The sequence below is a fragment of the Paenirhizobium naphthalenivorans genome (genome assembly GCF_007992095.1).
GTDB lineage: Bacteria > Pseudomonadota > Alphaproteobacteria > Rhizobiales > Rhizobiaceae > Allorhizobium > Allorhizobium naphthalenivorans.
The window spans coordinates 276810-291640 of the sequence record NZ_BJZP01000003.1; the positions used below are offsets into that span (position 1 = coordinate 276810).

13 protein-coding genes are annotated in these 14831 nt (G+C 62.8%); 5 read left to right on the forward strand and 8 right to left on the reverse strand.

The features are described 5' to 3' along the window. Positions 1-10: 10 nt before the first annotated feature. Positions 11-1675 (reverse strand): beta-galactosidase BglA, encoded by a 1665-nt coding sequence (gene bglA, locus RNA01_RS04775; protein ID WP_147178813.1) that lies wholly within the window; start codon positions 1673-1675, stop codon positions 11-13. A 305-nt stretch (positions 1676-1980) separates the two neighbouring features. On the opposite strand from bglA, the gene RNA01_RS04780 reads away from it, so the two are divergent. Next, positions 1981-3048 carry a glycosyltransferase family 4 protein gene (locus tag RNA01_RS04780; protein WP_147178814.1) on the forward strand — a complete coding sequence of 356 codons (1068 nt, stop codon included), beginning with the start codon at positions 1981-1983 and terminating at the stop codon, positions 3046-3048. Between the two features lie 18 nt (positions 3049-3066). Here the strand turns inward: RNA01_RS04780 and der are convergent, their stop codons facing one another. From der to RNA01_RS04795, 3 genes are all read right to left on the reverse strand, one after another. Continuing rightward, on the reverse strand, positions 3067-4494 hold the full coding sequence (der, locus tag RNA01_RS04785) for a ribosome biogenesis GTPase Der (RefSeq protein ID WP_147178815.1): 1428 nt from the start codon (positions 4492-4494) through the stop codon (positions 3067-3069). A gap of 38 nt (positions 4495-4532) precedes the next feature. Further along, positions 4533-5204 (reverse strand): tetratricopeptide repeat protein, encoded by a 672-nt coding sequence (locus RNA01_RS04790; RefSeq protein WP_147178816.1) that lies wholly within the window; start codon positions 5202-5204, stop codon positions 4533-4535. Between the two features lie 119 nt (positions 5205-5323). Beyond that, complete coding sequence (locus RNA01_RS04795) at positions 5324-5908, reverse strand: NnrU family protein (protein WP_147178817.1); 585 nt, start codon at positions 5906-5908, stop codon at positions 5324-5326. Between the two features lie 128 nt (positions 5909-6036). Between RNA01_RS04795 and RNA01_RS04800 the strand changes: the two genes are divergently transcribed. Continuing rightward, positions 6037-7035 carry a polysaccharide deacetylase family protein gene (locus tag RNA01_RS04800; RefSeq protein WP_147178818.1) on the forward strand — a complete coding sequence of 333 codons (999 nt, stop codon included), beginning with the start codon at positions 6037-6039 and terminating at the stop codon, positions 7033-7035. Between the two features lie 372 nt (positions 7036-7407). Here the strand turns inward: RNA01_RS04800 and sbmA are convergent, their stop codons facing one another. Next, positions 7408-8673, reverse strand: a complete 1266-nt coding sequence (gene sbmA, locus RNA01_RS04805; RefSeq protein WP_147178819.1) for a peptide antibiotic transporter SbmA — start codon at positions 8671-8673, stop codon at positions 7408-7410. 166 nt (positions 8674-8839) lie between these two features. Then, the gene (locus tag RNA01_RS04810; RefSeq protein ID WP_147178820.1) at positions 8840-10009 is read right to left on the reverse strand and encodes a YbfB/YjiJ family MFS transporter; all 1170 of its coding nucleotides are present in this window, start codon (positions 10007-10009) and stop codon (positions 8840-8842) included. A gap of 180 nt (positions 10010-10189) precedes the next feature. Between RNA01_RS04810 and RNA01_RS04815 the strand changes: the two genes are divergently transcribed. Continuing rightward, complete coding sequence (locus RNA01_RS04815) at positions 10190-10420, forward strand: hypothetical protein (protein ID WP_147178821.1); 231 nt, start codon at positions 10190-10192, stop codon at positions 10418-10420. 41 nt (positions 10421-10461) lie between these two features. Here the strand turns inward: RNA01_RS04815 and map are convergent, their stop codons facing one another. Together map and RNA01_RS04825 are read right to left on the reverse strand one after the other, a co-directional pair. Continuing rightward, positions 10462-11211, reverse strand: a complete 750-nt coding sequence (gene map / locus RNA01_RS04820) for a type I methionyl aminopeptidase (RefSeq protein WP_147178822.1) — start codon at positions 11209-11211, stop codon at positions 10462-10464. A gap of 53 nt (positions 11212-11264) precedes the next feature. Beyond that, entirely contained in the window at positions 11265-12311 is a 1047-nt protein-coding gene (locus RNA01_RS04825) for an LLM class flavin-dependent oxidoreductase (protein ID WP_147178875.1), read from the reverse strand. A 244-nt stretch (positions 12312-12555) separates the two neighbouring features. Between RNA01_RS04825 and RNA01_RS04830 the strand changes: the two genes are divergently transcribed. After that, the gene (locus RNA01_RS04830) at positions 12556-13329 is read left to right on the forward strand and encodes a 3-hydroxybutyrate dehydrogenase (protein ID WP_147178823.1); all 774 of its coding nucleotides are present in this window, start codon (positions 12556-12558) and stop codon (positions 13327-13329) included. A gap of 32 nt (positions 13330-13361) precedes the next feature. Continuing rightward, a complete protein-coding gene (gene xdhA / locus RNA01_RS04835; RefSeq protein WP_147178824.1) occupies positions 13362-14831 on the forward strand; it encodes a xanthine dehydrogenase small subunit in 1470 nt (489 codons plus the stop codon).

A 14831-nucleotide genomic window follows, 5' to 3' on the forward strand; every position in this document is an offset into this window, starting at 1 on the left:
CCTCCTCCATTCAGATCCGTGCGCAGAAACCGTCCTGGGCCTCGACCAGAACCACGCCGTCGATCAGGCTGCCGGAAAGACCGGGCATGCCGACCAGTTCCCTGATCTCTATGTGGGATGGCAGTCTCACCGCCTGCGGACCACCCCGCAGGTTGAAGATGAACAGCAGACGGTCGTCGCCTTTCGCGCGGGTGAAAGCGAGTACGTCCTCGTCGAGGTCGAGGAATTGCATGTCGCCGTCGGTGAGCGCCGGGTGAGCCTTTCGGAAGGCGAGCGTATGGCGATAGTGCTCCAGCACCGAGCCACCCTTGCCCTCTTGCGTATCGACCGCCAGCGCCCGATGCTCGGCCGGCACCGGCAGCCAGCTCTTTTTCGCCGTGGTGAAGCCGGCATGATCCTCAGCGGAGGCCCACGGCATCGGTGTGCGGCAACCGTCGCGCCCCTTGAAGCTCGGCCAGAAGCGGATGCCGTAGGGGTCGGTCAGATCCTCGAACGCAAGCTCCGCCTCCGGCAACCCCAGTTCCTCGCCCTGATAGAGGCAGATCGAACCGCGCAAGCTCGCAAGCACGCTGACGGCGAGCTTCGCCACCGCCTCGCGCTCCTCGGCATTCTCGATGAACCGGCTGACGTGCCGATTGACGTCGTGGTTGGAAAAAGCCCAGCACACCCAACCATCGGCCACGGAATTATGGAAGGCCTCGCAGCAATGACGGATGTGGTTTGGCGTGAAGTCCGGACCGAGCAGGTCGAAAGTATAGCACATGTGCAGCTTGTCGCCGCCGGCGGTATAGGCGGCGACCGTCTTCAGCGAACGCGCGCCATCACCCACCTCGCCGACCGAAGTGCGCCCGTCATATTGGTCGAGCAGCGCGCGAAACCGCTTGAGGAACGCCACATTCTCCGGCTGGGTCTTGTCATAGAGGTGGCTCTGCATGCCGTAAGGGTTGACGTCCGGCGCATCGAGCCCGGCGTCCTCGCTGTCAGGAGCATGGGGCGGATTGTCCCGCAATTCCTTGTCGTGGAAATAATAGTTCACGGTATCGAGGCGGAAGCCATCGACGCCCCGGTCGAGCCAGAACTTGGCCGCCGACAGCAGGGCCTCCTGGACCTCGTGATTGTGGAAATCGAGGTCCGGCTGCGAGGCGAGGAAATTGTGCATGTAATATTGCTTGCGCACTCCGTCCCATTCCCAGGCGGGACCGCCGAACACCGAAAGCCAATTGTTCGGCGCCGTGCCGTCCGGTTTGGGGGCAGCCCAGACAAACCAGTCTGCCTTCGGATTGTCGCGACTCGTCCGACTTTCCTTGAACCAAGGATGCTGGTCGGACGTATGCGACAGCACCAGGTCGATGATGATCTTGAGGCCAAGCCGATGCGCTTGCGCCATCATCGCGTCGAAGTCGGCAAGCGTCCCGAACATCGGATCGACGTTGCAATAGTCGGAGACATCATAGCCCATGTCGGCCATCGGCGAGGTGAAAAAGGGCGAAAGCCAGATCGCGTCGACTCCAAGCGCCGCGATATAGGGCAGTCTTTGGGTAACCCCCTTGAGGTCGCCGATCCCGTCGCCATCCGTGTCCTGGAACGAACGCGGATAGACCTGGTAGATCACCGCGCCGCGCCACCAGTCGGCATTGCTCTCGTGGGGCTCGGCCCTGGCTTGGCTCTTCGTCATGCGCGCTCCTGTCGGGATGGTGAGACGGTGGGTATGTCAGCGAATATAAGCGACCGCGCGCCGATGGCGAGTGCCGAAATCGCAGGAGCGGCTGCCAAATTCGGCAAAGCTCGGACAGGCGGGATGGCGCCCGTCAGGCCTCTGACATGCGGCTGTAACATTGCCCGACCATAAGGGTCGTCAAAGACGAGGGCACCTTGAGTCCCGAGGCCCCTTCCCGCACATGCGGACGTCGGACGGGGACGCGATGCGGACGACCGGCCCATGCGCCGCCGGCCCGCCACCGAGAGAACAGCGATCACGCCATGCCCAAGATCATGATCGTCACCGATGCCTGGCACCCGCAGGTGAACGGCGTCGTCCGCTCGATCGAGACGACCAATCGCGAGTTGGCCGCCATGGGGTACGACGTGGCAATGATCACGCCGAAGCCCTTTCGCAGCATCCCCATGCCCACCTATCCGGAAATCAGGCTGTCGCTCGCCCGCTACGGCCAGATCGCCCGCATGATCGAGGCGGAGAAGCCGGACTTCATGCACATTGCCACCGAGGGGCCGCTGGGCCTGATGGCGCGCCGCTGGTGCCTCAGGCATGACATGGCCTTTTCCACCAGCTACCACACCCGCTTCCCGGAATATGTGCGCACCCGCATCCCCGTGCCGCTCGGCTGGCTTTATGCCTATGTCCGCTGGTTCCACAATCGCGGCGGCGCCTGCATGGTCGCGACGGAAAGCCTGAGACGGGAACTGGCGGCAAAGGGCATCGCCAATCTCTGTCTGTGGAGCCGCGGCATAGACCTCAAGCTGTTCCACCCGAGGCCGCGGAGCGCAGTGCCGTTCGGCCTGGCCCGCCCCATTTTCATGACCATCGGCCGGGTCGCGGTGGAGAAGAACCTGCCCGCCTTCCTCGATCTCGACTTGCCGGGCTCCAAGGTCGTCGTCGGTGACGGCCCGGCGCGCGCCGAACTGGAGGCGCAATATCCCCACGTACATTTCACCGGCGTCAAGTTCGGTGAACAACTGGCTGCGGCCTACGCCGAGGCAGATGTCTTCGTCTTCCCCTCCAAGACGGACACGTTCGGCAACACGATCCTGGAGGCGCTCGCCTCCGGTGTCCCGGTTGCGGCCTATCCCGTCACAGGCCCGGCCGACATCATTCCGGCTGGCAGTGGGGCCGGCGCCCTTGATGACGACCTGCTTACCGCATGCCTCGCCGCGCTTGAACGGTCACGCACGGAGGCCCGCCATCTCGCCGAGGGGTTCACCTGGCAGGCGGCGACGAAACAGTTTCTCGACAATGTCATTGAAGCAAAGACCCAGGCAAGAAGAAGGCGCCTGTCGCGCCGTCAGCCGAACCAGCCGGCTGATGCCTGAGCAAAAGGAAGAAGCGCCTCAGCGCTTCTTCTTGCGGTTCTCGAACGGGTTTTCGCCCGCCTTGAAATGGATGCGGATCGGCACCCCCGGCATGTCGAAATCGGCGCGCAGGCCATTGGTCAGATAGCGCACATAGCTCTCCGGCAAGGCATCGGCACGGGTGCAGGAAATCATGAAGGCGGGCGGACGGGCCTTCACCTGCGTCATGTACTTGAGCTTGATGCGGCGGCCCGAAACGGCCGGTGGCGGATGCTGGACCTGCGTGTGCTCGAGCCAGCGGTTGAGCTTGGCGGTCGAGATGCGCTTGTTCCACACCCGGTCCGTCTCGATGATCGACTGCATCAGCTTGTCGAGCCCGTAACCGGTCTGGCCGGACATCGGCACCGCACGGATGCCGCGCGCCTGCGGCAACAGCCGTTCGGTCTTCTCGCGCAGTTCCGCGAGCACCGCCTGCGGATCCTCGACCAGATCCCACTTGTTGAAGGCGAGCACGGCGGCACGACCTTCGCGCAGCACGAGGTCGACGATCTGCAGGTCCTGCTTCTCGAACGGAATGGTCGCGTCGAAGACGATGACCACCGTTTCGGCGAAGCGGATGGCGCGCAACGCGTCGGCGACCGAGAGCTTCTCCAGCTTCTCCTGCACGCGCGCCTTGCGCCGCATGCCGGCAGTGTCGAACATCTTGATGGTCCGCCCACGCCAGTCCCATTCGACCGAGATGCTGTCGCGGGTGATGCCGGCCTCCGGGCCGGTCAGCAGCCTGTCCTCGCCGAGAAAGCGGTTGATCAGTGTGGACTTGCCGGCATTCGGCCGGCCGACGATCGCCACGCGCAGCGGCTTGGTCTCGTCATACTCGGGCTCGATCTCATCGCCGGCCTCATCACCGACTTCCGCCGCCGTGACCCTGACATCGGTCTCCGCTTCATCGACCTCTTCCGGGAACGCGACCTCTTCACCGATCGCCGCGACAATGGCGTCTCGCAGGTCGATCATGCCCTGACCGTGTTCGGCCGAGATCGGCACGGGCTCTCCGAGCCCAAGCGTGAAGGCGTCGTAGAAACCGCCTTCAGACCCCTTGGCCTCCGACTTGTTGGCCACCAGCACGACCGGCTTGCCGCTGCGGCGCAGAAGCTCGCCGAAGGTCTTGTCGAGCGGCGTCAGGCCGGCCTTGGCATCGACCACGAAGAGGGTCAGATCCGCCTCGTCGATCGCCGCCTCGGTCTGGGCGCGCATACGGCCCTCAAGCGTGTCCGGGCCGGTCTCTTCGAGGCCGGCCGTGTCGATGATGGTGAAGCGCAGGTCGATCAGCTTGGCGTCGCCGGGGCGACGGTCGCGGGTGACGCCCGGTGTATCGTCGACGAGCGCCAGCTTCTTGCCAACCAGACGGTTGAACAAGGTCGACTTGCCGACATTCGGACGCCCGACGATGGCGACGGTAAAACTCATGACTGATCACGTCCTTCCGGCGTTTCCGCCTTGTCGACTTACGGCGCCTTGCCGGAAGCCTTGATATTGTCGAGCATCATCTGCGCCCGGCTGGCGACATTACGCGGCGCTTCGGCATCCTCGACGATCAGGGTGAACCACTCGCGCGCCTTGGCCATGTCACCGGCCTTGTAGGCGGAAAGGCCGAGCGCCTCGCGGGCCGAATGGCGCAACGCGTCGCGCGGCGTCGCCATCGCCTCGACCTCGGCGGAGACCTGTTCATAGGTGCCGGAGTCGATCAGCAGCCAAGCCGCCCGCATGCGAGCGACGTCGCGGATCACCACCGGAACCGAGGTGTCCTTGCCGATTGCCGAGAAAGCCTCGATCGCGGCGGCCGGGTCTCCCTTTTCCGCCTCGACGGTCGCCGAGCGCATCCGCGCCAGCACCGCATAGGCGCCGTAGCCATCCTTTTCGAGGGCGGCGAGCGCGGCCTTGGCCTCATCGCCCTTGCCCTCGTTGGCAAGCGTCAGCGCGGCGAGGAACTTGTCGCCGGCATTCGAAGACTGGCTCTCGTGCCAGTATTCATAGCCGCGATAGCCCGCGGTCCCGACAACGATCAAAACGGCGAGAGCGATGACGAAACGGCCATAGCTTTTCCAGGCATTGCGGAACTGGTCGGAGCGCAGCTCCTCATTGACTTCGCGGATAAAGCTGTCGTTGTTGTCAACCATGAATGCTTCCGGACCGGCCGGCCTTTCGATGCAATGTTATGCGTGAGCGGCCTTCTAACCGATTTTTCCGCAGTTGTAAGCGGAAAACGGCGAGAAGGCCCGTTGGCAGGCGCGACAGTTCACATGGGAAGAGGAAGCGGCGCAACGCCGATCAAAAGCAAATGCAGCTTCCAGATGAACAATCCCCAGACGACGATGCCGCCGACCACCGCCGCCACATCATAAATTCCCGAGACAAACGGGCGCAGCGTAATCTCGCCGGCGCGCTGGCGGCGCTTCAGCGAAATGCGCACAATCACACCCCAGGCAAGAAAGGAGCCGAACAGCAGCACCGAGGCGAGATCGCCATTGGAGAGAAGATGCGCGAGCGCCCAGATCTTCACCGACAGCACCATCGGATGCTTGGTCTTCGTGGCGATATGGCCGGCCGGCAGAAGGCCAGCGATCAGACAGATCATGGCGAACAGCATCAGTGTCAGCGTCAGGTGCGTCATGCCCTTGGGCGGGAACCACAGGTCGACCACCGGCGCCTGTTGCCAGCCGTAGACCAGAACGACGAGCGAGATGACACTTGCCACACCGTGGATGGCCTTCCAGCCACCATCACCGAACCTCTCCACCATCGCCGTGCGGAACCCCGGGGCGACGACGCGGACCATGTGCGTGCCGATGAAAAGTATGATCCCAAGGATCAGGACTGTCATGGTGGAACCTCAATCAGTGAATTGCCTTTGATTGGCATAAAGGTCGGCGCGCGGAAATTCCAGCCCGTTCAAAGCTTCGCCGCATTTGCCTGACAGAAAACCACCCTTGATCCTTGTCAGGTTTTTCGATGTCGCGTCCGTATTGTGTCTCTTCCCTTCTCATCCTGCTTCTCGCACAGCCGGCGTTGGCCGATCCGCGGGAGACCCCGACGGTACCCAGGCCGAAGCAGCTGTTGCTGATTTCCTTCGATGGGGCCCATGACAATGCCTTGTGGGTGAAGAGCCGCGACATCGCGCGTCGCGCCAACGCGCATTTCACCTATTTTCTCTCCTGCACGATGCTGATCCCGCGCGCCGAGGCCAAGGGCTACAAGGGGCCTGGCATGAAGGCCGGCAAGTCCAATATCGGCTTTGCCCCGAGCGCCGAGAATGTGGCGATCCGGCTCGACCATATCTGGAACGCCCGCCAGGAGGGGCACGAGATCGCCAGCCATGCCTGCGGCCATTTCGACGGAAAGGACTGGACCAAAGCGGACTGGCTGTCCGAGTTCCAAACGTTCCGCGAAGTCGTCGCCAACGCGTGGAAGGCAAACGGCCTTGCCGACAGGGAGCCGCGAGGCTGGGCGGCTTTCGCCAGGGCCAGCATCCGCGGCTTCCGCGCGCCCTATCTCTCGGCGCCCGACAGTCTGGTGGCAGCGGAAAGGGAGTTCGGCTTCACCTACGACGCAAGCCTCGTCACCAAGGGAGCGATGCCACCCGACGAGAATGGTTCGCTCGTGCGCTTTGGCCTGCCGCTGATCCCCGAAGGGCCGAAGAACCGCAACATCATCGGCATGGACTATAATCTTTTCATCCGCCACTCGGCCGGTATGGACAATCCCTCGCAATCGCGGGAATTCGAGGAGCGTAGCTACGCGGCCTTCAAGGCCGCCTTCGACAAGGAGTACGAGGGTGATCGGATCCCGCTGCAATTCGGCTTTCATTTCGTCGAGATGAATGGCGGCGCCTACTGGCGGGCAATGGAACGGCTGGTAACCGATGTCTGCCACCGTGCCGACGTCGCCTGCGTCAGCTATTCCGAGGCGATCGATCTTCTGGCGAAGCAGGCGGAAAAGCCGCACTCCTGATCTTTGCCGTGGGGAAATTTTTCCCGGAACTGAAATTTTCACGCAATCCAATCAAGCACATGGCCGACCGCGAACGCTGCGATTGTCCCCGTCCGCGCGGCCCGATCTATCCTGACCGGGTCATCGGACGGGACACCGGGTCGCGAACCGGCTTCCTCCATCCTCTTCGAGGCTCGGCGCCGATGACGGTCGTGACGGGACGGTGAGCGGCATTTTGACGATCCCCGCGAGCCGAAAGGCGCCCCAAACGACCGGGGCAGGCGGAAAGCCTGATACCTTTACCCAGTTTCAACCCCGCCTGCCCTCCTCCCGAAAGCAAAACCGCGCCGGACGTCCCCGGCGCGGCCAAAGTTGCTGCGGTCTTCGGCAGGCTTATTTCCTGCCAACCACGTCACCGTTGTCAGCCAGATATTCCTGATCGATACCCGGCAGCGGTTCGTTGTCGATTGCGGCCTCGAAGGCGCGCAAGCGCTTTTGAATCGACAGCAACTCGACGATCGTCGGCCAAACGTTGACCAGATACTGGAACGAGTTCGACACCTGACCGAAGGCCGTTAGAATCTGCTGGAAGATACCATAAGTGATCTTCACGGCCACGATGGTCGGAACGAGGAAGAAATACAGGAACAATCCATCGGCCTGCCCGTAGAAGGAACGAGCCAGATTGAAATAGGTGTAGTGGAAATACAGCCGAAAATAGTTGCGTCGGACATTAATGAACAGTTCGGCGATGGTCAGCGGCTGAGCGCGGTCGGCGTGGTCCTCGCCATAGACCAGTTCTTTACGGTAGGCGGCTTCGACGCGCTGATTGCGGAATTCCAGCCCCGGAAGCTTGATGCCGACGAGCGCCAAAAGCGCCGTTCCGAACACCGACCAGACCAGCGCCAACCAGAACAGGCTGTGCGGAATGCTGCCGATGATCGGTAGTTCGGTGACATAACCTGATAGCATGAACAGGATCGGCAGGAAGGCCACGAGGTTCATCACCGCGTTGATCAGACTGACGCCGAGTCCCTCGAAGGTGGAGGCAAACCGCATCGTATCTTCCTGGACACGCTGCGAGGCGCCTTCGATATGACGCACCTTCGGCCACATCGACATGTAGTAATTGTTCATCGCCGTGCGCCAGCGAAAGACGTAATGACTGACGAAGAAGCGCACGACCACGAAGACGGCAACATTCAGGAAAGCGATGCTCCAGAAGGTGATCATCAGACTGTAGAAGTCCCAAGTCGTGACCCCCGGCTTGCCCTGAAGGGCATTCTGCAAGAGGTCGCCGAAGGGACGGCGCCAGTTGTTGAGGAGCACAGAGACCTGAACGTCAAAATACGTGGTGAAAATAATGAAGTAGGAGCCCCATATGGCCCAGTGCCGCCATGGGTGGTCCTTGGCGTAGAACTCCCAGAACAACCCGAAGGCCAACGCCCACACGCCGGTGTAGAGATAGAACCACAGATAGTCGGGCGTAACGAAAAAGCTCAGGTTGATGATCGGCTCGGCGTCTTCCGGCAACGGCGGCAATCCGATGGCAGTCCCCATCTGTGCACCGAACAGATACCAGACAAGGATCGACAGGAGCGTCCAGATTGCGAAGGATGAAAAGAACAGTTTCGGCTTGGGAAAGAAGGATTGGAACACGGAGTGGTCTGCTTTCTCGGCGTGGGACAAGAGGGCCTTCAAGAAACCGCTCTTTGGCGCGAAACTAGGGCAGAAAAAAGTGGCCAGCAATGCCATCAACCGATTGTGACGGATTTGGCCTGCGCCAATTCACAGTTTCACGCCAACGTGTGGCTTTGCCGTCAAATCAGGGCAGACGGCGCTGGACCGGCAGGATCAGCCCGGCCGACACCAGAAGCACGGCCGCCGCCACAAGGCTCGGCGCGGAAAAGCTCCCGGTGCGTTCGGCCAGCCAGCCGGCGCAAAGCGGTCCGACGATCTGGCCGATGCCGAAGGCGGCGGTCATGAAGGCGAGCGCGCGGCGTGGACTTTGCGGCGAAAGCGCACGTCCCAGCCTCAGGCCATACGCGGTGATGATCATGAAGGTCGCGCCAAGCAGCGCCCCGCCGACCAGCGGCGCTGCCGGCGACGGCAGGGCGACGGAGGCGAGCACGCCCGCCGCCTCGACCAGCAGTCCTGCGAGATAGGCGCCGCCGAGACCCTTGCGGTGCATCACCGGTCGCCAGAGAAACAACGAGGCCGCCGCCGTGCAGCCGGTGACGAACCAGGTGAGGAACTCTACCATCGGGCCTGCGTTGGCCATGCGTGCCATGGTGACGATGAAGGTCGCCGTCACCACATAGCCGAAGCCGAACAGGCCGTAGGAGAGCATCGTCAGGATGACGGCGGGGCTCCAGACGATCGGCGGTTCGTGGGGCACGTCCGCGGCGTGAACGGGCGCTCGGGGCAAAAAACGGGCGACGAAGAGGAAGACGGCAAAGGTCACGCCCGCCCCCGCCAGCCAGTCCGCCCGCCAGCCGAAACCGGCAAGCCCGACAAGCATGATCATCAGCGACGATGCGGCTATGCCGAAACCCACGCCGGCAAAATGGGCCGACTGCACGGCCTCGTTTCCGGCGCGCGCAGCATGGCCAAGCACGATCGAGGTGATGAAGATCATGGCGAAAGCGCTGGCGATACCGGACAGGAAGCGCAGCACGACGAAGGCTGCGACCGAATCGGTCAACCCCATTCCGGCCATAAGCAGCGCGGTGAACAACAGCGAGGCAAGGCCGAGCCAACGGTCCCGCCCGTTCGCCCAGCCGTAGGCTCCCACCACCGCGCCGGCGAGATAGCCGGTGAAATTGGCCGCGGCGATCACCCCAGCCTCGGTCGAGGACAGCCCGAGATCGGCGATCATCCCCGGCAGGATCGGCGTAAAGGAAAAACGCCCGAACCCCATGGCCGCCGCCATGGAGAGCGCGCCGGCTGTGGCGGTGGCAAGGAGGTGGGCGCGATCGGTGCGGGCTATTGTCATGGTTGCGTTTATTGCACCGCGGGAGGACGCCCACAAACCACAAATACTGATCGTGGATGTAATCGGCTGAGATGGATTGCGCTGTTTCGCGCGACAATCTGCGCCGCTGGCTCACAAACCCTGGCTTGCCCCGGTCGCAAAAATCGCTAGTGGAGGGGAAACGACTTCAAGGAGTGCCCCATGAGCGATCTTACACTGAGCCAGGCCATCGACAACATCTACACCTCGATCAACAACGACAACGAGGAGATCGACCTCCACATCGCGGCGCTGAAGGCGGCCATGGCCCGCGAGGGCGTCAAGGAGGCGGTTTTCGAGCCCGCAAGGCTCGCCCAGTCCAATCGCCAGGGCCGCAAGATCATGCAGTCCTACTTCAAGAAAAAGGGCGTGGCCGTCGCGTTCTCGGCCTGAGATCAGGCGGCCGCCCCGCGAGCCGCATTGGCCTTACGCCCTCAGTCGACGAGCGTCAGGATGATCGGGCCGTTCTTCGTGACGACGATGGTGTGCTCGAACTGTACGGTCGGCGCCTTAGGTTCGCTGTAGAGCGTCCACGGGTCGTCGCCGTCTTCGGCCCATAGGCCACCGAGCGACAGGAAGGGTTCGATGGTGAAGACCAGCCCCTCCTCCATGATCCGCGTCTCATCCGGATCCGGCCAGGTGGACAGTTCCTTTGGCTCCTCGTGCAGCGAATGGCCGATGCCGTGGCTGGCGAGGTTCTGGATCAGCGTATAGCGGTTCTTGCGGGCGAAAGTGCCGATCGCATTGCCGATGGCGGCCATCGGGTGACCGGTGCGCACCTGGCCGAGACCGACCCACATCGCCCGTTTGCCGTCGCGGCAGAGCTTCTCGATCTTCGGCTTGACCGGCGGCACGATGAAGGACGAGCCGGTATCGCCGAACAGGCCGTTCTTGACGCCCGACACGTCGATGTTGACGAGATCGCCGGCCTGGATCTTGCGATCGCCGGGAATGCCATGCGCCACTTCCTCGTTGACGCTGATGCAGGTCGCGCCCGGAAACTCGTAGCAGAATTCCGGCGCCGACTGCGCTCCGGCATCCTCCAGCACCTTGCGGCCGATCACATCGAGTTCGCGGGTGGTGATGCCCGGTTCCAGCGCCGCCCCCATGATCTTCACCGCGTTTCCGCAGATCCGGCCGATTTCCTTCAGCCCGTTGAGGTCGTCTTCGCTGGAAACAATCATCGCTCGTCTTCCGGGCTTTCGCCCGCTCTTTGCTGTTTTGGGATGGCCGGTGCTTACGCCCCCGCTTCCGACGGGGTCAACGCCTTTCTGACCAGCGGCGCGACTTTTGTGCCGTAGAGTTCGATGCCACGCATGATGTCGCGGTGCGGCATCGGACCGATCGCCATCTGCAGCATGAAGCGGTCATTGCCGAAGATCTTGTGGTTGGCGACGATCTTTTCCGCGACCGTCTCCGGGTCGCCGACGAAGAGCGCTCCTTGTGGCCCGCGCGCGGCGTCGAACTGGCCACGATTGGTCGGTCCCCAGCCGCGCTCGCGGCCGATCCTGTTCATCACGACGGCCTGCGGTTCGTAGAAGGTGTCGGCCGCCGCCTCGGTCGTGTCGGCGATGAAGCCATGCACGTTGATCGAGGTCTTGAGCGTCTTTGCATCCACCCCCGCCTTGGCAGCACTCTGGCGATAAAGATCAAACAGCGGGGCAAAGCGACGCGGCTCTCCGCCAATGATGGCAAGCGCCAGCGGTAGGCCGAGATAGCCGGCGCGCGCCGCCGACTGCGGCGTGCCGCCGATGGCGATCCACAGCGGCAGCGGATCCTGCAGCGGCCTCGGATAAACGCCGCGCCCGGCGATGGGTTTGCGCGTCTGGCCCTCCCAGGTCACCACCTCGTTATCGCGGATTTCCATCAGCAATTGCAGCTTCTCGGCAAACAGCAGGTCGTAATCATCGAGTTCGTAGCCGAACAGCGGAAAGCTCTCGATGAACGACCCTCGCCCGGCCATGATCTCGACCCGGCCGTTCGACAGCAGATCGACGGTGGCGAACTGCTGGAAGACGCGCACCGGATCGTCGGAGGAAAGCACGGTGACCGCGCTCGACAGCCGGATGTTCTTCGTCTTGACCGCAACTGCCGCGAGAATGGTCGAGGGCGACGAGGCCATGTAGTCGGGCCGGTGATGCTCGCCGAGACCGAAGACATCGAGCCCCACCTCGTCGGCGAGCTGGATTTCCTCCAGCAAGTCATCGAGGCGGCGCTTGGCCTCGACGCCCTTGTTGGCCGCGTTCGGATCGACATCCGCGAAAGTGTAAAGGCCGAGTTCCATCTGCATTCGTCTCCTTGCTTGGACTGAACAGATAGCGCCGCGGGCGGCCGTGGCAAATCCCGCCGGCGGAGACGCAGTGTTCGACGCGCCACCATTGAAGCCATGGCCAAAGCAACGCGCACGGCCGGGAATAAGCTGGAGACGGAAATAAAAACGCAATTGCCAGCCCGCGCGATTCGGGCATAACCTTTCCTGTCCATTGCGGCGCAACAGAACGCCGACGCCTTTCGGGAGAGAATTTGAGATGAAGAGAACAGTCGTTGTCACCGGATCGACCAGCGGCATCGGCCTGGCCATTGCCCGGGCATTCGCCGCCCATGGCGATAACGTCGTTATCAACGGCTTTGGCGACGCCAGCGACATCGAGGCGATCCGCCAGAGCCTGGAAGTGGCAGGCGCACGCGCGATCTATCATGGCGCCGACATGTCGAAACCCGCCGAGATCGACGACCTGATGGCGACAGCGGCCCATGAGTTCGGCATGGTCGACGTACTGGTCAACAATGCCGGCATCCAGCATGTCTCGCCGGTCGAGGATTTTCCGCCGGAGAAGTGGGACCAGATCATCGCCATCAATCTGTCCAGCTCCTTCCATACCATTCGCGCCGCCGTTCCCGCGATGAAGGAAAAGAAGGCCGGCCGCATCATCAATGTCGCTTCGGCCCACGGCCTGATCGCCTCACCCTTCAAGTCGGCCTATGTCGCCGCCAAGCACGGCATCATGGGCCTGACCAAGAGCGTGGCGCTGGAACTGGCCGAATTCGGCGTGACGGCGAATGCCATCTGCCCCGGCTACGTGCTGACTCCGCTGGTCGAGAAGCAGATCCCTGACACGGCCAGGACACGTGGGATTTCGGAAGCGGAAGTGAAATCCGACGTCATGCTGAAGTTCCAGCCCACCAAGGAATTCGTCGCCGTCGAGGATGTGGCGGCCGTCGCGATCTTTCTCGCCAGCGATGCGGCCCGGCAGATCACCGGCACGCATATCTCGATAGACGGCGGCTGGACCGCGCAATAACATCGGCCGACGAGCCAAAGAGAAGACCGTTCATGACCGATTGTATCCGTTTCATCCTGAACGGCGAGGATGTCGCCGTATCCAGCTTCGAGCCGACGCAGACGCTGCTCGACTTCCTCAGGCTGAAACGCCGGCTGACCGGCACCAAGGAAGGCTGCGCCGAGGGCGACTGTGGGGCCTGTACCGTGCTCATCGGACGGCTCGACAACGGTCGCCTCACCTATGAGACGGTCAATGCCTGCATCCGCTTCGTCGGCTCGCTCAATGCCACTCATGTGGTGACCGTCGAGCATCTCGCCGCCGACAACGGCGATCTGCATCCAGTGCAGCAGGCCATGGTCGACTGTCACGGCTCACAGTGCGGCTTTTGCACCCCCGGTTTCGTCATGTCGCTCTACGGCCTGTGGCTTTCCAACGACAATCCGTCGCGGGCCGAGATCGAACGGGCGCTCCAGGGCAATCTCTGTCGCTGCACCGGTTATGAGCCTATCGTCAAGGCCGCGGAACAGGTCTCGCGCACCCGGCCAAGCGCGCTCTTCGACCCGCTGGAGCGTGACCGCGCCAACATCATGGCGCGCCTGTGGAACCTGCATGGCAGCGACACCATCACCATCGTCAAGGATGACCGCCGCCTGATCGTTCCAGGCTCGGTATCCGCCCTTGCCGATCTTCTGGCGGAAGAACCGCAGGCCACCATCGTTGCCGGCGCGACCGATGTCGGGCTCTGGGTCACCAAGCAGATGCGACCGCTGAACCCGGTTGTCTTCATCAATCACCTGAGCGACCTGCAAGCGCTCACCGTGGACGCCAAGGGCATAACCCTTGGAGCCGGCGTGAGCTACAGCAAGGCTTATGAGACCATCCGCGCGGAAATCCCCGCCTTTGGCCGGCTGATCGAACGCATCGGCGGCCAGCAGGTGCGCAACATGGGAACGGTCGGCGGCAATATCGCCAACGGCTCGCCGATCGGCGACACGCCGCCCGCGCTGATCGCGCTTGGCGCTTCGGTCAGACTGCGCTCGTCTTCCGGGAGCAGGGAACTCCCGCTTGAGGATTTCTTCATCGCCTACGGCAAGCAGGACAGGAAGGCCGGCGAGTTCGTCGAATCTGTCCACGTACCCCGCCCCGAGACAGGCAGCCACTATGCCGTCTACAAGATCTCGAAACGCCGCGACGAGGATATTTCGGCACTCTGCGGCGCCTTCCACCTGACGCTCGGCGAAGACGGCAAGGTGAGCTATATCCGTATCGCCTTCGGCGGCATGGCCGCGACCCCGAAACGGGCCCGCGCGGTGGAAGCGGCTCTCTACGCCAAGCCCTGGACAGAGGCGACCATGCTCGCCGCCCGCGACGCCTTCGACGAAGACTACCAGCCGCTCTCCGATTGGCGCGCAACAGCCGAATATCGCCAGCTGACCGCGAAGAACCTGCTGACCCGTTTCTTCCTTGAAACAACGGGTCAGCCGCAGGAGCTGAAGCGCTTTGCCCTGGAGGAGGCGTGA